Source organism: Nocardia sp. NPDC005998, assembly GCF_040614395.1.
Classification (GTDB): domain Bacteria; phylum Actinomycetota; class Actinomycetes; order Mycobacteriales; family Mycobacteriaceae; genus Nocardia.
On sequence record NZ_JBEXUI010000011.1, the window covers coordinates 146939 to 166989 of the forward strand.

15 protein-coding genes and 1 pseudogene are annotated in these 20051 nt (G+C 65.9%); 10 read left to right on the forward strand and 6 right to left on the reverse strand.

The genetic code is table 11. The annotated features are described in order from the left end of the window. Positions 1–205: 205 nt before the first annotated feature. From ABZ293_RS17835 to ABZ293_RS17850, 4 genes are all read left to right on the forward strand, one after another. Entirely contained in the window at positions 206–1957 is a 1752-nt protein-coding gene (locus ABZ293_RS17835; protein ID WP_355181794.1) for an alpha/beta-hydrolase family protein, read from the forward strand. After that, positions 1954–2595, forward strand: a complete 642-nt coding sequence (locus ABZ293_RS17840; protein ID WP_355181796.1) for a CPBP family intramembrane glutamic endopeptidase — start codon at positions 1954–1956, stop codon at positions 2593–2595. The genes ABZ293_RS17835 and ABZ293_RS17840 overlap by 4 nt, the downstream gene beginning before the upstream one ends. Positions 2596–2775: 180 nt before the next feature. After that, a complete protein-coding gene (locus ABZ293_RS17845) occupies positions 2776–3171 on the forward strand; it encodes a sterol carrier family protein (protein ID WP_355181798.1) in 396 nt (131 codons plus the stop codon). 139 nt (positions 3172–3310) lie between these two features. After that, the gene (locus ABZ293_RS17850) at positions 3311–5362 is read left to right on the forward strand and encodes an ATP-binding protein (protein ID WP_355181800.1); all 2052 of its coding nucleotides are present in this window, start codon (positions 3311–3313) and stop codon (positions 5360–5362) included. 10 nt (positions 5363–5372) lie between these two features. Here ABZ293_RS17850 and ABZ293_RS17855 read toward each other — a convergent pair whose 3' ends face one another. Together ABZ293_RS17855 and ABZ293_RS17860 are read right to left on the reverse strand one after the other, a co-directional pair. Next, entirely contained in the window at positions 5373–6386 is a 1014-nt protein-coding gene (locus ABZ293_RS17855; RefSeq protein WP_355181802.1) for an acyl-CoA dehydrogenase family protein, read from the reverse strand. A 42-nt stretch (positions 6387–6428) separates the two neighbouring features. Then, positions 6429–7697, reverse strand: a complete 1269-nt coding sequence (locus ABZ293_RS17860; RefSeq protein WP_355181930.1) for an ABC transporter permease — start codon at positions 7695–7697, stop codon at positions 6429–6431. A 216-nt stretch (positions 7698–7913) separates the two neighbouring features. Between ABZ293_RS17860 and purF the strand changes: the two genes are divergently transcribed. From purF to purM, 6 genes and pseudogenes are all read left to right on the forward strand, one after another. Further along, a complete protein-coding gene (gene purF / locus ABZ293_RS17865) occupies positions 7914–9473 on the forward strand; it encodes an amidophosphoribosyltransferase (RefSeq protein WP_355181932.1) in 1560 nt (519 codons plus the stop codon). Between the two features lie 330 nt (positions 9474–9803). Continuing rightward, positions 9804–11420 (forward strand): ABC transporter substrate-binding protein, encoded by a 1617-nt coding sequence (locus ABZ293_RS17870; RefSeq protein ID WP_355181934.1) that lies wholly within the window; start codon positions 9804–9806, stop codon positions 11418–11420. Positions 11421–11533: 113 nt separating this feature from the next. After that, on the forward strand, positions 11534–12550 hold the full coding sequence (locus ABZ293_RS17875) for an ABC transporter permease (RefSeq protein WP_355181936.1): 1017 nt from the start codon (positions 11534–11536) through the stop codon (positions 12548–12550). A gap of 35 nt (positions 12551–12585) precedes the next feature. Beyond that, positions 12586–13503: pseudogene (locus ABZ293_RS17880) on the forward strand (ABC transporter permease); the annotation flags it as partial. 173 nt (positions 13504–13676) lie between these two features. After that, positions 13677–15356: an ABC transporter ATP-binding protein gene (locus tag ABZ293_RS17885; protein ID WP_355181804.1), complete on the forward strand. Its 1680-nt coding sequence runs from the start codon at positions 13677–13679 to the stop codon at positions 15354–15356. Positions 15357–15476: 120 nt separating this feature from the next. Further along, entirely contained in the window at positions 15477–16556 is a 1080-nt protein-coding gene (gene purM, locus ABZ293_RS17890; protein ID WP_355181806.1) for a phosphoribosylformylglycinamidine cyclo-ligase, read from the forward strand. 159 nt (positions 16557–16715) lie between these two features. On the opposite strand, the gene ABZ293_RS17895 is transcribed toward purM, so the two are convergent. From ABZ293_RS17895 to ABZ293_RS17910, 4 genes are all read right to left on the reverse strand, one after another. Next, entirely contained in the window at positions 16716–16928 is a 213-nt protein-coding gene (locus ABZ293_RS17895) for a DUF3073 domain-containing protein (RefSeq protein WP_355181808.1), read from the reverse strand. A 175-nt stretch (positions 16929–17103) separates the two neighbouring features. Continuing rightward, complete coding sequence (locus ABZ293_RS17900) at positions 17104–18057, reverse strand: asparaginase (protein WP_355181810.1); 954 nt, start codon at positions 18055–18057, stop codon at positions 17104–17106. Next, positions 18054–18845 carry an MOSC domain-containing protein gene (locus ABZ293_RS17905; protein WP_355181812.1) on the reverse strand — a complete coding sequence of 264 codons (792 nt, stop codon included), beginning with the start codon at positions 18843–18845 and terminating at the stop codon, positions 18054–18056. Before ABZ293_RS17905 ends, ABZ293_RS17900 begins: the two co-directional genes overlap by 4 nt. Next, entirely contained in the window at positions 18845–19960 is a 1116-nt protein-coding gene (locus tag ABZ293_RS17910; RefSeq protein ID WP_355181814.1) for a folate-binding protein, read from the reverse strand. The genes ABZ293_RS17905 and ABZ293_RS17910 overlap by 1 nt, the downstream gene beginning before the upstream one ends. Positions 19961–20051: the final 91 nt, after the last annotated feature.

Here is a 20051-nt window from a genome sequence, read left to right on the forward strand (position 1 = left end):
GGATCGAATCGGTCTGTGGCGCAAGAGCGGGGCGACCGACGGCACTGTGATCTGTGGCCAGTGATACCGGGTTGCGCTCCGGCAACGTTCCCCGCTGACCGAAATGTACCCGCATACTGTTCCTGTGAAGATCGCTACGGACCCGTTGCCGCCCGTGCCCGATCCCGACCGCCACGATCTGGGCATCGCGCCGTCTCGCTGACCGATGCTCGAATCCGACACCACCCTGGCGAAGCTGCGTGCGCGCGGCATCGTGGTGGTGCGGCGGGCCGAGGACATTATCGATCTCAACTATGTCGGACTGGTCTTCGCGACCATCTTCTTCGCGCTGTCGGTGACACCGTCGCTGGTACCGCGCGACTGGCTGTTCCAGGGTCTGATCAGCGGCATCAATGCCGCGCTCGGTTACGGCCTCGGCTGTGTGCTGGAGTGGCTGTTCCGCATCTGGGCCCGGCCGCGGCTGGCCGAGCTGCTGCGCGGTCGGATCGCGCCGCCGCCGACCTGGGTGCGCTATGCGGTGAAATCCGCCATCCTGTTCACCGCCGCCGTCACCGCGGCGTTCATGCTGGTGCAGTCGGCCCGCTGGCAGCGCGAGATCACCGCGCTGATGGGTATGGAGGGCACCACCACCCCGGCCTATCTGCGCACCGGATTGCTCAGCATCGCGGTGGGTGCCGGGGTGGTCGCGGCCTATCGGACGTTGCGCGAGATCATCCGGTTCCTGGCCTGCCAGCTCAATCGCTGGGTGCGGGTGCCGCGCGAGCTGGCGCCATCGGCCGGATTTCTGGTTCTGGTGATCCTGACCGTCACCGTGTTCAACGGTGTGGCCTCGCGTGCCTTCTTCGCGGTGGCGAACTCGGCGTTCAGTGTGCAGAACGATCACACCTCGCCCAATGCGATCCAGCCGGTGCAGCCCGAGCGGTCGGGCAGTCCGGCATCGCTGGCGAAATGGGATTCGCTCGGATTCGAGGGTCGCTGGTTCGTCTCGCACGGTCCCTCCGCCGCCAGGATCACCTCGATCACCGGTAGGCCCGCGCGCGAGCCGATCCGGGCCTACGTGGGGCTGGAGTCGGCGCAGAGCGGTGCGGCGCGGGCCGAACTGGCGGTCTCCGAACTGGAGCGCACGGGTGCCTTCGACCGGAAGGTGCTGGTGGTGGTCACCACCACCGGTACCGGCTGGGTGAATTCCATGGCGGCCGGTGCCATCGAGTACATGTACGGCGGCGATACCGCCATCGTGGCCTCGCAGTATTCGTATCTTCCCAGTGTGCTGTCGTTTCTCGCCGACCGCGGCAAGGCGACGGATGCGGGTAAGCAGCTGTTCGACGCGGTGTACGAGCATTGGTCGGCGCGGCCGGAGAAAGCGCGGCCGAAGTTGCTCGTCTACGGCGAGAGTCTCGGTTCGCAGGGGTCGGAGGCGGCCTTCGACGGACTCGCCGATCTGCGGTCGAAGGTCGACGGTGCGCTGTGGGTCGGGCCGCCGAATTCGAATCGACTGTGGGAGCAGTTCGTTTCACGCCGCGATCCCGGTTCGCGGGAGGTCGAGCCGCTCTACGCCGACGGTCTGGTGGTCCGATTCGCCTCCGACAGGGCCGATCTGGCGCGGCCATCGACCGAATGGCGCGCCCCGCGCATCGCCTATCTGCAACACGCATCCGATCCGATCGTCTGGTGGTCCTCGGATCTGATCTTCTCCCAACCGGATTGGCTCTCCGAATCACGCGGCTCGGATGTCTCCTCCCAGATGCGCTGGTGGCCGTTCGTCACCTTCTGGCAGGTGACCTGCGATCTGTCCAATGCCCAGGGCGTCACGGACGGGCACGGGCATCGGTACGGCAGTCTGGTGCTCGATGGCTGGATCGCCGTTGCCGCACCGCCGGATTGGACCGTGGAACTGTCCGACAAGATCCGGACGCAGCTAGAGGCTGCCGAGGACTACGAGCGCGAGATCAAATGACGCTATTCGGCCGGATCGCGAAAATCGCTGTTGCCGCGGGCATTCCGTTGGCATGGAGCAATTGGGTGCTGCCGCGGCTGAACCTGGAGCTGCGCGGCCGCACCGCCGCCAATGCCGGATTCGCGACCGGCTACGCACTGGTGTTCGGCGGCCGACCGAACTGGTTGTCCGCGCGTGGCCTCGGCTACGGACTCGCCTCGGCGGGTGTGGTCGCCGCCGGTTACGGTGCGGCCGTTGCCATTCCGGCGGTTCGCGAGCGCCTCGGCGGATTCGCCGACCGCGCCCCGGACATCCCGCTCGATGAGTGGGTCGCGGTACACATCCCGATCGGAACCGTCTACAGCGAGGAACTCATCTTTCGCGCGACACTGAATCCGTTGCTGGACAATGTATTCGGGTCGTGTGGTGGTGCATTGGTCGGAGCAGCCACCTTCGGCCTCTGGCACGTCCGGCCCGCCCGCGCCGCGGGCGACAACGTTGCCGCAACGATTGCCGCAACCGCAGCTGGTGGCCTCGTGTTCGACTTGCTGCGCCGCCGAACGGACAGTGCCATCGCCCCCGCGCTGCTGCACTTCGCCCTGAACGTCGGTGGTGCACTCGCGCCGCACCTCGCCGCGGCTCGTTCGCCGAGTAGCTGACAGACGGCAGCCGAGCACGCTGCCGCCGCACCGCTCCGGCGCCAGCCGCTGTCACGTAGGGCTGGTCAGTAAGCGTGCGACGGACAACCCTGCCGCACATCACACCGATTCGCCGCCGACGGAAATGCGCGACAGCCCGCCGCATCGGCGCCGTCGGAGCCCCGCAGTAGTCTCGGCGTCGTGGCAGGACGAGCAAAGGTGGATCCAGCGGAACTGCGAGCGGCGGTCGAGGCGGTCAGCGCCTGGCTGCGCGACGATTCGACGCCAGCACCCGCCAGATCCGAACTGGCCGCCGCGGTCCGCACCACCGCCCGCACCCTTGCCGCCTCCGCACCCGGCCATTCCGTGGAGGTCCGTGTCCCACCTTTTGTGGCGGTCCAATGCATCGAGGGACCGCGGCACACCAGGGGCACTCCGCCGAATGTCGTCGAGACCGACCCGCGCACCTGGCTCCTGCTTGCCACCGGCCTGCTCGACTTCGACGCCGCGGTGGCAGCGGGCACGGTCGACGCCTCCGGCAGCCGAGCCGCCGAAGTCGCCCATTGGCTCCCCATCGCCCGCTTCACCGCCGAATAACGATCGTGATCCGGTAGCCGCGAGAACCGTACCGCCCGTTATGAACTGGTGGTCGGAAGTTCAGGCCCTCGACAACCATGCGGACGAGGATTGGCTCTGGCGGACGCACAGCTAACCGCTCGGCTAAATGGGGGCCACCATGGACAACGCGATCACCGATCACGGCGACCAATCGCACAAGTACACGATGCGCATCAGCCGCTTGACGATCGATAAGCTCGGCATTCGGCTCTACGACCGTGTCTCCGCGGTACTCGCCGAACTCATCGCCAACTCCTACGACGCCGATGCCACCAGGGTCGAAGTTGCGTTGCCGTGGGGTGTCACGCTCGCGGGCACCATCCACTCCGCCGACCATGAGCCGTATCGAATTATGGTGCGCGACAACGGACATGGCATGACATCCGCGGAGATCAACGCCCACTATCTGATGGTCGGCTCGGATCGGCGAGTGCGCGTCGGCAGCGATCTGTCGCGGCGGCTGGAACGACCGGTCATGGGTCGCAAGGGCATCGGAAAACTCGCGCCATTCGGCATCTGCCGAACCATCGAGGTGGTGTCGGTGGGCGGTACGGATGTCGAGCGCACCGAAAAGGGTTGGCCGGTAGCGAATATCGTAATGAACCTCGACGAAATGCTCTCCGATACCGAACGCGACTACCATCCGCGTCCCGGACCGCGGGACGGCGCATTCAGCACCGAGCGGGGCACCACGGTCATCCTGCGCGACTTTCTGCGCAAGCGGGTCGGCTCGGGTCCCGAATTGAGTCGGCAACTGGCCGCACGCTTCGGCTTGGAGCGCGCCGACTGGCAGGTGGAGGTGCACAACAGCATTGCCGAACGCGGCGCGGCGCAGAAGTTCGTGCTGCGTGATCTGCCCGTCGATGTGATGGAGGAGACCAGGATCGATGTCGCGAAAAGGCCGGTGTGGATCGGCGACCGCTTCCTGCCGGTAACCGGTTGGGCGGCCTACTCCAAACACCCGTATCGCGATGAGGCCATGGCCGGTGTGCGGATCTACGCGCGCGGCAAACTGGTCGCACAGACCCGCGACTTCGGCATTCCGGCGGGTTTTACCGGGGAATTCAAATTGCGTTCCTACCTGGTCGGCGCGGTGCATGTGAACTGGCTGGACGATGAGGAGGACCTGGTCCGCTCGGACCGCCAGGACATTATCTGGAATTCCGAACGCGGTGAGGCACTTTCGGTCTGGGGCCGCAATCTCGTGCGCGAACTCGGGCGGCTGGGGGAAAGTTCGGTCAAGCGCCGAGTGTGGGAGGAATTCGTCGAGAAGTCCGGCATTCAGGCAACCCTGCAGTCGATCGCGCCGCAGGACCGGATGTTTCGCGAGTCGGTGATGGATGCCGCCCGGATCCTGGTGAACAACAAGGATCGTGCCGCGCTGGAGGATCCGAGCCATATCGACAGCATTGTCCGGCTCGCCCTCTCGCTCGGCCCGCAGCGCAGCCTGCTGGAAACGCTGAAGGAGGTTGCCGAGGACACCGATAACCGACTCGATGTCGTTGTCGCCCTGTTCGAGACCGCGCGGGTGGCCGAGGTGTATTCCCTGGGCCAGATCGCCTCCGAGCGGGTGGCCGTGGTCGATCGACTGCAGAGCCTCGTCGATGACCGCCGGTCACTGGAGCGACCCTTTCAGGAGTTGATCGAGCGGGCGCCCTGGCTGCTGGCACCCGAGTGGACACCGCTGGGGATGAACGAATCGCTGAAGCGGGTCCGTGCCAGCTTCGAACGGTGGTACAAGCAGAAATTCGGCGCGGTCCTGGTCACCACCGCAATCGGCAGCGAGAAGCGGGAGCCGGATTTCGTACTTCTGCACGATGCGGGCGAGCTGTGGATCGTCGAGATCAAGCGGATGGATTACCACCTCACCGATGAGGAATACAACCGCGCGATCAACTATCTCTACGCGCTCGACACCTTCCTCGATGAAAATCCGCGCATCGGTGAGCAATTCCCGCGCCGTCGACTCACCTTCATTGTCGACCATATCGATAAGCTTCGGCCCGCCTCGCTGTCCTCGCTGCTCAGCGACCACCGCGTCGATCGGCGAACCTGGCGCGAACTACTCGACTCCACGCTGCGCGCGCACCGCGACTTCCTGGATCGCGTCTACGCCATGCGTCTTGGCGAACAATCCGAATCCGAGGATGCGGGTGCAAGTGCTGGCTAGCGCGAACAGGTCAGACAACCAGGTGGCGCGGTCGAGTGAGGCGGTCGAGTAGGGCGGCTTTGATGGCCGGGCGGGAACCGAAGACCAAGGTGAAGGTCGCCTCGCGCAGGGAGCGTTCGGCGCGATTGCCGCCCGTGACCGCCGCGCTGCCGGTGGCGGTGACCAGGGCGGTGGCGGTGCGTACCGCGAGTTCGGAGGCGCGGGCGCGGGCCAGGTAGACATCCGACTGTCCGGTGAGCGCATCGTCGAGTTCGGTTCGGATGCGGGCGGATTCGGCGGCCAGCGCGGTGGTGTCGACGCCGAGGCGGGCGAGTTCGCCGAGGCAGCGCCGCACGACACCGAGGGCGAGTGCGCCATTGCGCCATGCGGCCAGGATGAAGGTGGCGTGGAAGTTGCGCAGCGGAATTCGGTTCTCCACCGCGGAATCGGGAACCAGCACACCGTCGAAGGTCAGCGAAACGGTCTTGCTCGCATCGGCGGCGACGAGCGGGAGCGGGGTGGCGTGCAATGCGGGTCCCGGTTCGGCGGGTACCAGCACGCTGATCAGCGAACCCGCATCGTCCGCATCGCGCGCCATTACGCCGAGGACGTCCACCAGGCCCCACCCGGTGACAAAGGCCGCGGTGCCGTTGAGCAGATAGCCGCCGTCGACGCGCCGGGCGATCAATCCCGGTTCATCGTTGGCGCCAGCGTAACTCACCCCCGAGCGCACCCGCCCGCGCCGCAAATCCTCGGTAAGTCGTTCCCGCAGTTCGAGATTCGGTGAGTTGGCGACCCGGCGCGCGACCCCGAGATGCTGCGCCCAGACGAAGGTGGTCGCCAGGCATCCGGCCACCAGGACCTCGCCGGCCGTGGTGAAGGTGGCGATATCCATATCGTCGGCCATGGTCGCGCCGTAGAACCCGTATTCGGCGAGTAGGTCGAAATGTGTGCGCGGAATCTCTCCGCTGCGGTCGACGGCGTCGGCCTGTGGTGCGAATACCTCATCGGCCAGATACTGCGCGTGTTCGATCCACGAATTCACAACACCATCTTCGTGCATCCCACCGATTGGCGTAATCCGGCCTCAGCGGCGGGCCGGATCGCGCCGATGCAGGCCCTTGTAGTCGTAGTACCGCGTGATGAAGGTGCCGAGCACCAGCCCGATCGTGAGCCCGATCACCGACATCCACACCCCGCGCGACAGCCCCGCCGAGAAGTTCGCGTCGAAGTAGAGAATGGCGCGCACACCCACGAAGACCTGGTGCATCGGCTCGAATTTCGCCAGCCAGCCCAGATATTTGGGTGTCGCTTCGATCGGCACGGTGCCGCCGGAGGAGGGCAGGCCGAGGATGATGAACAGGATCAGATTGACCAGCAGTCCGGCCGAACCGAGCGCTGCCAGCACCGACAGCCCGGTGATCCCGACCGCGATGATGGCCAGCGCGCTGTAGAGGAACAGGGTGAGCGGATGGTCGATCGGCATATCGAGCAGCCGTGCCACACCGAGGAAGACCCCCGCGACGATATTCGCGGTGATCACCATCACACCCCACTTGATCAGCAGCGTATTGAACCGGGAGATCGGGGTGGCCGGAAAATGCACGTACCACGGTCCGTATTCGGTGGGCACGAAACCGAGTGCGGCATCGATCATGGTGTGGATGGTCATCGAACCGACCAGCCCGGCGAGCAGGAGCAGTAGCGCGTAGAAGAACGCGGTGAGCCCCTGTCCGGTGCCCGAGGGCAGCGGACGGAACGGCGCGATGATGATCTGCACCGGATCTGCGAGCGCCACCCGGGTCGCACCGGTCAACTCGGGTGCGGGCGCGCCGCCGGGCGGCGGTGTCAGCTGCGCGCGGACCTGTTCGGTCAGCTGCTTGCCCACCTGTTCGTTCACCTGGGTCAGCGCCTGCGTACCGATGGTGGTGACGATCTGGGTGACGAATGCGCCACTGCGCGGATTGGTCTGCAGGGTGAGCGCCGGACGCTGGATATCACCGGGCACCACGCTGCCGACGCCGAGAATGCCGAGGCGTTTGCTGAAATCGCTTGGGATCAGGATGGTTCCGTACACCGCGCCCGACTGCATCTTCAGCTGAGCCTCGTTGATGCCGAGCACCTGCAGATCGACCTTGTCCGCCGGGATGCCCTGGCGCAGCGCGTCGGTGATCTGGTTGCCGAAGTTGACCTGCTGCTCCCGACCCGGCGCGCCGATGGTGTCGCCGACATCCTGATTCACCAGTGCGATCGGAAAGTCGTGCAGGTTCTTCTCCGGATCGACGACATAGTCCAGATACATCGTGGCGAGCAGCGCCATGAACAGGGTCAGTACCGCGATCGGGGCCAGCCACATGCGCGCGGTGAAGCGCCGGTCCGACGCAGCGGTTCCCCTACCGTCCGTAGTCGTCACGGCTGGCACGGTAACACCGGGTAGGACCGAAAAACGGCAGCGTCGCTCGGCGATTGCTCTGCGGACGTGGTGGCGGTGACCGCCGCGCAGGATGCACCCGTAGAATGGCCAGTGCGCACAGCCCGCCCGAACAGGGAGCAAACGGTGACCAACGCCGAAATGCCGGTCGAAACAACCCCCGATCAGGTCGAGAACGAACCACGCGAAGAGTGTGGAGTGTTCGGAGTCTGGGCGCCGAGCGAGGATGTGGCCAAGCTCACGTACTACGGCTTGTATGCGCTGCAACACCGCGGCCAGGAGGCCGCTGGTATCGCCGTCTCCGATGGTTCGCAAATTCTGGTCTTCAAGGATCTCGGTCTGGTCAGCCAGGTATTCGACGAGCAGACCCTGGCCGCGATGCCGGGTCATATCGCCGTCGGCCACTGCCGCTACTCCACCACCGGATCCACCACCTGGGAGAATGCGCAGCCGATCTTCCGCACCACCGCGGTCGGTTCCGGACTCGCGTTGGGCCACAACGGAAATCTGGTGAACACCGCCGAATTGAGCGCCCGCGCACGGGAACTCGGACTGATCGGCATGCCGCCGGTCTCCGGCGGTCGGCCCGCACCGATCACCGCCACCTCGGACTCCGATGTGATGACCGCGCTGCTGGCCCACGCCGCCGCGGATTCGAGCATCGAACAGGCCGCGATGAAACTGCTGCCGACCCTGAAGGGCGCGTTCTGTCTGACCTTCATGGACGAGCACACCCTCTACGCCGCACGGGATCCACACGGCGTTCGCCCGCTGTGCCTCGGTCGGCTCGAACGTGGCTGGGTCGTTGCCAGTGAGACCGCCGCGCTGGATATCGTCGGTGCGGCCTTCGTTCGGGAGATCGAGCCGGGCGAACTGCTGGCGATCGATGCCGACGGCGTGCGGTCCATGCGCTTCGCCAATCCCGAACCCAAGGGCTGCGTTTTCGAATTCGTCTACCTGGCCCGTCCCGACACCACCATCTCCGGTCGCTCGGTGCACGCCACGCGGGTGGAGATCGGCCGTCGCCTGGCCAAGGAGCATCCGGTCGAGGCGGATCTGGTGATTCCGGTGCCGGAGTCGGGTACCCCCGCCGCGGTCGGGTACGCCCAGGGCTCCGGTGTGCCGTACGGCCAGGGCCTGATGAAGAACGCTTATGTCGGGCGCACGTTCATCCAGCCGAGTCAGACCATCCGTCAGCTCGGCATTCGGCTCAAGTTGAATCCGCTGCGCGAGGTGATCCGCGGTAAGCGGCTCATCGTGGTGGACGATTCGATTGTGCGCGGCAATACCCAGCGCGCGTTGATCCGGATGCTGCGGGAGGCGGGCGCGCTGGAGATCCATGTGCGCATCGCCTCGCCGCCGGTGAAGTGGCCGTGCTTCTACGGCATCGACTTCGCCTCGCGTGCGGAGCTGATCGCCAATGGCGCGGGTGCCGATGACAGTTACGAGGACATGGTGGAGGCGGTGCGCCGCTCCATCGGCGCGGACACCCTCGGCTATATCTCCACCGAGGGCATGATCGCCGCCACCGAGCAGCCGCGCTCCCGGCTGTGCTGCGCCTGTTTCGATGGCGATTACCCGATTCCGCTGCCCACCGAGGCGGCCATCGGCAAGAACCTGCTCGAGGGCATGCTCACCGGACAGTCGGAGGCCATGCTGCTGAGCGAGAACGCGAACGCGAGCGCGCTGAGCCGTCCCTGACGAAGAACGATCCACGAACCCCTCGGCGGCCGCCGAGGGGTTCGATTTCGTCCGGGGTCGCGTGCCATATCTGTCCACCCGCGTGCCATGGCCTCCTCGAGACGCACCAACGCCGGATTCGGCGCAAACCTGGTCATTCGTCCGGTGATCCGGCCTTACCCGTGCGTCCTGTGCGACGGCCAGTAACCCTCCCGTGATTTTTTCTTTGGAAACGCAACATCCCAGAAATGAATCCTGGGTACGGTGCCCGACATATCGGAAGTTAACCGTGCCATCCGCGGTTCTGTGATCCAGGACACGCGGCGCGGCGCGCTGGAGAAGTGGGGCCTGATGTTGGTTTCAAGGAAGCCTGGGCGAAGGGTGCGTGCCCGACGCATCGCGGCGGTCGGGATGGCGGCATTGGCCGTATCCGCGATCGCGGGATGCGGTTCGGGACGCACCGGTGGTGGTGGTGACGGGGCCGGACTGGTGGCAGGCACCACCGACAAGATCTTCTCGCTGGATCCCGCAGCCGCCTACGACAACGGCTCGCTGCTGGTCGAGACCCAGATCTATTCGTATCTGCTGAATTTCGCCCCCGGCGATGCCACCCCGAAGCCCGACGCTGCGGAGAAGTGCGAGTTCAGCTCGCCGATGGTGTACACCTGCAAGCTGAAGTCCGGGCTGAAGTTCGCCAATGGGAACCCGCTGACCGCCAAGAGCGTCAAGTTCTCCTTCGATCGCATGCTCGGCATCAATGACCCCAACGGTCCCGCCTCGCTGCTGGGCAATCTCGAGAAGACCGAGATCGCCGACGACCTGACGGTGAACTTCACGTTGAAGGTTGCCAACGATCAGACCTTCCCCGCGATTCTGCCGACCCAGGCCGGTCCGATCGTGGACGAGAAGGTCTTCCCGGCGAATAAGGTGCTGCCGGACGAGGACGTGGTGAAGGGCAAGGGCTACTCGGGCCCGTACACGATCGCCAGCTACGACAAGAACAAGCTGGTCGAGTACAAGGCGTTCCCGGACTACAAGGGCATCCTCGGCACGCCGAAGACGTCGCAGGTCTCCACCAAGTACTACGCGACCTCCGACAATATGAAGCTCGATCTGCAGAGCGGGGCCCTCGATGTCGCCTACCGCTCCTTCACGCCGACCGATATCGAATCGCTGCGCAAGGACAGCAAGGTCAAGGTGGCGGACGGTCCCGGCGGTGAGCTGCGCTACATCGTCTTCAATCTGAACACCATGCCGGGCGGAACTCCGGAGCAGAAGTTGGCGGTGCGCAAGGCCATCGCCTCGTCGATCGACCGACCCGCCCTGGCCGAGGGTGTTTACAAGAACACCTACCAGCCCGCGTACGGCTTTGTGCCGCAAGGCATGCCGGGTGCGGCCGAGCCGCTGAAGGATCTCTATGGCGCCAAGCCCAATAAGGATGCGGCGGCGAAATTCCTCTCCGGCGCCGGCATCGCGACACCGGTGGAACTGAATCTGCAGTACAACCCCGATCACTACGGTTCGAGCAGCTCCGAGGAGTACGCGGCGATCAAATCGCAGCTGGAGTCGACCGGACTGTTCAAGGTGAATCTGCAATCCACCGAATGGGTCACCTACCAGAAGGAACGGGCCCGCGACGGTTACCCGCTGTATCACTTCGGCTGGTTCCCGGACTACCCGGACGCCGACGACTACCTGACCCCGTTCTTCGCGCCGAACAACTTCCTGCAGTCGCACTTCGAGGAGCCGAAGATCACCTCGCAGCTCACCGCGGAGACGACCGAGCAGGACAAGTCCAAGCGCATCAAGCTGATCGAGGACGTGCAGAAGGATCTCGCACAGAACTATCTGCCGACCCTGCCGCTGCTGTCCGGTAAGCAGATCGCGGTGTCGAACCCGAGCGTCCAGGGGGTGTCGGACACACTCGACGCATCGTTCAAGTTCCGGTACACGGTGCTGAGCAAGTGACATCTGGCGAAGCCGGGCCCGAAACTGTTGCCACCGCGGAAAAGCAGGCATCGGATCGGGTCCGGCGCTTCGGGCTGCCATGGGTCGGGAAGTTCGGCGGGGATTCCCGACAGCTGGCGTTATTGCGGTATTTGGTGATTCGACTGGTCTTGATCCTGCCGACGGCGTGGATCCTGGTCACCGTCGTGTTCTTCCTGATGCGGGTGATCGGCGATCCGATCAGCGCCGCGATGGGCGGACGGATGACCCAGGAACAGATCGAAGTGCGCAAGGAAGCGGCCGGTTTGAACCGGCCCATCCTGACCCAGTACTGGGAGTACATCTCCGGGCTGATGCACGGGGATTTCGGACACTCCCAGGACAATCGACAGATCAGCGAGGTGGTGACCACCTACGGCGCGGCGACCCTGGAGCTGGTGTTCTGGGCGCTGCTGGTTGCCTTCGCGGTCGGCGTTCCGCTCGGCAGATACGCTGCGACACACCGTGATTCGACGGCCGATGCCGGACTGCGACTCTTCGCCATCCTGGCCTACGCGGCGCCGGTCTTCTTCGTCGGCCTGCTGCTGAAGCTGATCTTCGCGGTGAAGTTGGAGTGGCTGCCGGTCGCGGGCCGGGCCAGCACTTCGGTGGAATTGCAGCTGCAGCATGTCTCGCCGAAGACCAACATCATGGTGGTCGACGCAATCCTCTACGGGGACAGCAGTTATCTGCTCGATGTGCTGAAGCATGCGATATTGCCAGCGGTCGCGCTCGGTCTGTTGACCGCGGGCATCTTCCTGCGGCTGGTACGCGTCAATCTGATCCAGACGCTGCGCAGCGAATTCGTGGATGCCGCACGGGCGCGCGGACTTTCCTCGCGGGTGGTGACGGGCCGACATGCCGTGCGCAACGCAATGATTCCGATCATCACGGTGATGGGCATGTATATCGCGACGCTGCTCGGCGGTGCGGTACTCACCGAGACCACCTTCGAATGGAAGGGGCTCGGCTATCAGCTCGCGGAATATCTGCATCAGCGTGATTTCATCGCAGTGCAGGGAATTGTCGCGTTCTTGGCGCTGGCCGTCGCGGTCATCAGCTTCGTGGTGGATGTCATTGTCGCGCTGATCGACCCGAGAGTGAGGTTCTGATGACCGCTCCGGAATTGGCGAACGAACCAGTGGTGATGGCGCCGGTACCGCCGACCAAACGCCGGCGGATCCCCGGACTGCAGCTGCTCACCATGACCGCCGGATTGCAGCGGGTGACGCTGATCGTTGGACTCGGTCTGGTCGCGCTGTTCGTATTCGTGGCGATCTTCGCGCCGCTGATCGCACCGTACGGCCTCGCCCAGAACTCCTCGGACGGTGTCGCTTTCGTCGCGCAGCAGCCGCCGTCGGGTCAGCACTGGTTCGGCACATCGGTGCGCAGCGAGGATGTGTTGTCCCGGGTGATCTTCGGTGCCCGCACCGCGCTCTTGGTGATCACGATATCGCTGGTGATGTCCTTGGTCGTCGGGGTGCCGCTCGGATTGGTGTCCGGGTATATCGGACGAGCCCTCGACCGGGTGCTCGTACTGTTCATGGACGCCATCTACGCGTTCCCGACCCTGCTGCTGGCGATCGTGGTGTCCATTGTGGTCGCGGGCGGACAGTCGAGCAGCTTCGGCGGCGTGCTGTCGGCATCGGTCGCCATTACGGCGATCTATGTACCGCAGTACTTTCGGGTGGTTCGCAATGCGACCGTTGCGGTGAAGACCGAACCGTATGTGGACGCGGCCAGGGTCACCGGTGCGTCCACCACTCGGATCATGTTCCGGCACATTCTCGCCAATGTCACCCAGTCGCTGCCGGTCATCGTCACGCTCAATGCGGGCGATGCCATCCTCACCTTGGCCGCGCTCGGCTTCCTCGGCTTCGGCATCGAGCCGACCCAGGCCGCCGAATGGGGCTACGACCTCAATAAGGCGCTCTCCGATGTCTCCAACGGCATCTGGTGGACCGGCATCTTCCCTGGTACCGCCATCGTTCTGGTCGTACTCGGCCTGACGCTGGTCGGCGAGAGCCTCAACGAGGTGCTCAATCCGTTGCTGCGTACCCGGCGGGCGTTCAGCCCGGCCACCGTCGCCAGCGACAGCCTCGGCGTCGATGCCAGCGATTCCGGCACCGTCGTCGAAAAAGACGTTCCCGCAGCGGAACTCACCGCCGCCGAACTCGATCTCGTGAACGAGGCCGAGTCGGGTGGCACAACCGATGCAGACCGGGAAGGACCAGCACGATGACGGAAGTGGTAGCCGAGAAGCATCCGGCGCTGTCCATCGAATCGCTATCGGTCACCTTCGCCACCGACGCCGGACCCGTCCACGCGGTCAGCAATGTCTCCTACGAGGTCTTCCCCGGCGAGGTGCTGGCCATCGTCGGCGAGTCCGGCTCGGGCAAATCGGTGAGTTCGCGCACGGCGATCGGACTGCTGCCGAATACCGCGCGGGTCGAGGGCCTGGTCACCCTCGGCGCGGACAAGGTCACCTCGATGAGCGAGCGCCAGCTCACCGCCCTGCGCGGCGGCGCGATCTCGATGATCTTCCAGGAGCCGGGTCGAGCACTCGATCCGCTGTTCACGGTCGGTTTTCAGATCGCCGAGGCGCTGCGGGCGCACAGCGATATGGGCCGCAAGGCCGCCAAGGCCCGTGCGATCGAACTGCTGCGCATGGTCGGACTGCCCGATCCGGAACATCGGGTGGACTATTACCCGCATCAGCTCTCCGGCGGCCAGAAACAGCGCGTGATGATCGCGATCGCCATCTCGTGCGAGCCGAAGGTGATCATCGCCGATGAACCGACCACTGCACTCGATGTCACCGTGCAGGCCGAAATCCTGGAACTGCTGCGCGATCTGCGCGATCGCATCGGCAGCGCGATCGTCTTGATCACGCACAACATGGGTGTGGTCGCCGATATCGCCGACCGAGTCGTGGTGATGCATGACGGCAAGGTGGTCGAGCAGGCGCCGGTGGATGAGCTGTTCGCGGCGCCGAAAGAGGAGTACACCCGCAAACTGCTCGCGGCCGTCCCGCATCTGGGCACCGCGCAGTTGGAGCACGGCACCAAGGAGGTCGCCACCGTCGAGCCGGTGCTCGAGGTGTGCGATCTGGTTGTGCAGTTTCCCGGCCCGTTCGGCCGCCCGCCGTTCCGCGCGGTGGACAATGTGAGCCTGTCCATTCGGCCCGGCGAAACCCTCGGTCTGGTCGGCGAATCCGGTTCGGGCAAGTCGACCATCGGCCGCTGCGTCGCCGCACTGCAGCGCCCGACCTCCGGGGTCGTCAAGGTGCGCGGCCAGAACATCGCGGAGCTGTCGCAACGGCAGCTGCGGCCGATCCGCCGCCGCTTCGGCTTCGTCTTCCAGGATCCGGCCAGTTCGCTGAATCCGCGGCTCACCGTGGGCGACTGCGTCGCGGAACCGCTCATCGTGCACAAGGCGGGCAGTGCCGAGGAGATCCGGGCCCGGGTGCGTCACATGCTCGATGACGTGCAGCTGCCAGCGGGCACCGAGCGCCGCTATCCGCACGAACTCTCCGGCGGCCAGCGCCAGCGCGCCAGCCTGGCCAGGGCGCTGGTGCTCGATCCGGACCTGCTGGTCGCCGACGAACCGACCAGCGCGCTGGATGTCTCGGTGCAGGCGGCGGTGCTGGAGCTATTCGGCACATTGCAGCAGCAGTGCGGCTGGGCCTGCCTGTTCATCAGCCACGATCTGGCCGTCGTCGACCAACTGGCCGACCGGATCGTGGTGCTGCGCGACGGCGCGGTGGTCGAGCAGGGTGATCGTGATCGCATTCTGCGCCGTCCGGAGCAGGAGTACACCCAACGCCTGGTCGCCGCGGTGCCGGTGCCCGATCCGGTGGAGCAGCGGCGGCGTCGCGCCGAGAGTGCGGCACTGTTCGCCACCGAGCCGGTGGAATGATCGCCATCTACCAGGCGGGCGGTGGACAATATGAAGGTGCCTACGGCCGAGTCCGTTATCGGACTCCGGTAGCGTGAGCTGGCATCTATCCGCCGATTCGGTTTGGAGCTTTCCCCGAAAATGACTGAACAGACCCCCAGTGGTGCCGGTGCCTCGTACGCCGCGTCCGGCGTGGACATCCAGGCAGGTGACCGCGCAGTCGAGTTGTTCGGACCATTGGCGAAGAAGGCCAGCCGACCCGAGGTCCAGGGTGGGCTCGGCGGATTCGCCGGACTGTTCGCACTGAAGAGTGGCTACCGTGAGCCGTTGCTCGCGGCCTCCACCGACGGGGTCGGCACCAAGATCGCGGTCGCGCAGGCGATGGACAAGCACGATACGGTCGGCCTCGACCTCGTCGCGATGGTCGTGGACGATCTGGTGGTCTGCGGTGCCGAACCGCTGTTCCTGCAGGACTACATCGCCATCGGCAAGGTCGTCCCGGAGAAGGTGGCCGAGCTGGTCTCCGGCATCGCGGAGGGCTGTGTCCGTGCGGGCTGCGCGCTGCTCGGCGGCGAGACCGCCGAACACCCCGGCCTGATGGATCCCGATGACTATGACCTGTCGGCGACCGGTGTCGGCGTTGTCGAAGCCGATTCGGTGCTCGGTCCGGACCGGGTGCGCCCCGGCGATGTGGTGATCGCCATGGGCTCCTCGGGTCTGCACTCCAACGGCTACAGCCTGGCCCGCAAGGTGCTGCTCGATATCGACCGTATGTCGCTGACGGGTCACGTCGAGGAATTCGGCCGCACCCTCGGCGAGGAACTGCTCGAGCCGACCATGATCTACGCCAAGGACTGCCTTGCGCTGATCGCCGAAACCGATGTGCGCACCTTCGCCCACGTCACCGGTGGCGGCCTGGCCGCGAACCTGGCCAGGGTGCTGCCCGCGGGTATGGTCGCCGAACTGGACCGCGGCACTTGGAATCCGGCGCCGGTGTTCAAGATGATCGCCCAGCGCGGTCGGGTCGACCGGGCCGAGATGGAGAAGACCTTCAATATGGGCGTCGGCATGGTCGCCGTGGTGGCGCCCGAGGATGTCGACCGGGCCCTTGCCGTGCTGACCGCGCGGCATATCGCCTGCTGGACTCTTGGCACCGTCAAGAAGGCCAAGGACGCCGATGCGGTGCGCGCCGTGCTGGTGGGTGAGCACCCGCGCTTCTGATAGTCCTTGTCCGACAACAGAACACACATCAGCGTCCCGCATCGTTCGATGCGGGACGCTGATGTTGTTGCAAGCCCCGAGTGGCTAGTCCGGTAACGCGATGTCAAAGCCTGAAGGGGGAGGCCCGTCGGCCTCCCCCTTCAGACGTTTGAATTCGAGTCAGCGGCGCCAGTCGTTGTAGTCGTCGTCCTCATCCCAACGGTTTGAGGACTCGTCCGCGTCGTGCTCATCGGACAGCACACCACCACTCCGCTGGGAGGTGGGGCTACCCGAAAGCTCGCGCTGAAGGCTCGCGAAGTCAGTCGGCGCTGAGCTGTACTTCAGCTCGCGTGCGACTTTGGTCTGCTTTGCCTTAGCCCGGCCACGGCCCATGGCTGACCCCCTCGCGTCACTGCGGGGCGGCCTGGGGTTTGTTGGCGGCCCCGTTCGAATTAATACTCTTCCTGACAGACACTTTAGCGTGTGTCCGGCGGTCGCGCTTCCAGGAGTGGGGGAAGAACTCCCGAAGTGGTGCCGTTTGCCCGGTTGTCGCCGCCGGGCCGACCCCTCAGAGCACCCCGGGGATCGCTCGGATGACCCCGACTCTGGCACCGCCGCCGAGCACCGGCGGGGCCGCGAGTTCGGCGTGCGCATCGGACCACTCGACTCCCATGCGATGCAAAATGGCCAGCGTCAGGGGGATTCGCGCGCGGTCGTGACCGTCGGCGATCTTGTACGCGAACGCCGTTCCATCCGGTAGCGCGCCCGCGTGCACACCATCCGCACCGATCTTGCAGACCAGGCCGGGGGTCGCCCGCATGGTCAGCAGATCGGGTGCGTTGGTGCCGGAAATCACTCGTGGATATGCGCGGATCGCATCGGCGACCCGGCGCTGCGGCGAACCGGGGTCCGCGGTCGCCATATTCGCGTAGGCACGGGCCAGATTCACCAGCGAGACCGGGATGATCGGCAGTCCGCAGCCGTCGATGCCGAGGTCGGTTTCGGGTTCACCGGTGAGGTCGGTAATGGTGGCGACCACCGACTGCTGCAGCGGATGCGTTTGGTCCAGATAGTCCTCGGTGGGCCAGCCATTGATGGCGCAGGTGGCGAGCATGGCCGCGTGCTTGCCGGAGCAGTTCATGTACACCCGGCGCGGTTCGGCGAATTCGCGCAGCGCCGTGGCCCGCGCGCCTTCGTCCTGCGGCAGATCGGGCGGGCATTGCAGGGCCGTCTCGTCGAAGCCGAACCGGTCGAGCAGGCGCTGGACCAGCGCGATGTGATCCGGTTCGCCGTAGTGCGAGGCGGTCGCGATGGCCAGTTCCGCTTCGTCGACCGGTTCGAAACCGTTGCGCAGCAAGGTGATCGCCTGCATGGGCTTATTGGTGGAGCGCGGGAAAATGGGGACGTGCACCTCGCCGAGGGCGAGGGTCGGTTCGCCGTCCGCGCCGAGGATCACCACCGACCCGCTGTGCACGCATTCGCGGAAGCCCGAGCGGACGACCTCGACGAGTTCGACGGTCATAGCTCGGCTCCTGTCGTCGCGGCGGCCGCGCGCTGCTCGCGGTTGCTGGCGTCGTCGATCCGCTGCGCGCGGTTTTTGGCGTCGTCGATCCGTTGCGCGCGGGCGCTCGCCTCATCGACCCGCTGCTCGCGGGCGCGGCGGGCGTTCGCGTGGCGGCGGCCGTGCCGTTCGATCTGCATGCGCACATCGTCGGAGATGGTCGGCTCATCGGCGAGCAGGATCGCGAGCAGATCCGGATTGTCGCCGGTGAACAGGTCGCGGACGGTGATGCCGTGTTCGGGCGTGTGCACGATGCGCACCTCGTCACCGGCGCCGATCGTGCCCTCGGTGAGTACGCGCAGGTAGGCGCCGGTATCGCTCTGCAGCGTGAAGCGCTTGACCCAGTGGGCCGCACCGGACCAGTGCTGGAAGGTGGCGCAGGGCACACGCGGTGCGCTCACCTCGAGCAGCGCATCGCCGATCGCCCAGTGCGCGCCGATCACCGCATCGCTGACGGCGAGGCCGGATATGCGCAGGTTCTCGCCGAACCAGCCCGCGGGCAAGTCGCGGCCCAACTCCGCGCCCCAGCGTTGGGCGTCCTCCTCGGCATAGGCGTAGACGGCTTGGTGCACACCGCCGTGATGCTTGGTGTCGCACACATGGTCGCCGTCGAGGCCGAGTGCGCGCACGGCCACGCGGCCGGGGACCGGCCTCTTATCGATCGCGGTGCGACCCACCTTGCCCGGCACATCCAGTTCCGCGTGTACGACGCAGACCGCCAGCACTCGGGCGCAGTCGTCGGGCTGCATCAGCGGCCACGCAACCGGTCGACCGCGAGGCGACCCGCCTGGGGTTCGTCGTCGGCGGGTACCGAATCCGGATCGATGGCGGCGGCGGTCGGACCCGCGGTCAGCTGGGTGTCCGCGGGGATGGTGCGTTTGACCAAAGCGAGTGCGATAGGCCCGAATTCGTAGTGGTCGACGACGGTGCCGAGTCGGCCGACGGCGCGACCGCCCGCGGTGACATCGGTGCCAGTGGTCGGGCGTTCGTCGGCGGAACCGTCCAGGTGCAGCAGCACCAGGTGGCGCGGTGGCTTGCCGAGATTGTGCACCCGGGCCACCGTTTCCTGGCCGCGGTAGCAACCCTTGTCCAGGTGCACCGCGCCGTGCTCGTCGATGCCGCCGATCCAGCGGGCCTCGTGCGGGATGGTTCGTTCGTCGGTGTCCGAGCCGATCCTGGGGCGCAGCGCCGCGACGCGCAGCGCCTCGAAGGCCCACATGCCAGCGGGTTCGGCGCCGGCGGCGGTGAGGCGGGCCCAGCGGTCGGCGAGTTGGTCGCGGGGGATCACCAGATCGAAGGAATCCGCGCTCGGCCACGGCATCCGGCGCAGGAAGCCGCCGTCCGGCAGCGGCACCGCTTCGTAGATGTCGGGCAGGGCGGCGATGCCGAGGGTTTCGGTCAGCTCATCCGCGCGCGGGCCGAGCAGGGTCAGCACCGCGTGGTCGGCGGCCTCGACCGGTTTCGCATCGGCCCAGAAGACCATCTTCGCCAGGAATTCCAGCAGTGCCGGTCCGCGCTCGGCCTCGGTATCGATCCACACCGTGCCGTCGAGGTCGGTGAGCACGAAGTGGTGCAGTATCCGTCCGTTGAGATCGAGGTCGAGACTTTCGGCCGAGCGGCCGTCGCCGAGGTTGGCGATGTGCTGGCTGGTAATCGTGTGCAGCCAGGTCAGCCGTTCGGCGCCGGTGATCTTCAGTACGAAGCGATGCGACCGGTCGACAATGGCAACCCGTTGTGCGGCGGCACGCTGCTCGGTGAAGGGATCCCCGTAATGCCATGCGACGGCGGCATCCGGTGAACCGGCCGCTCCCGCAACGGCGCCCGGGACAGCGAGGATAGGACTGGGTGCGACGACCACGGACACGTGAACCACTCTAGGCGCGAACCGAAGGTGGTGGCGTGGGCGGGTGTTGCGCGAGGGTCGCAAACCGCTTCGGTACCCAACCGTGTCATGG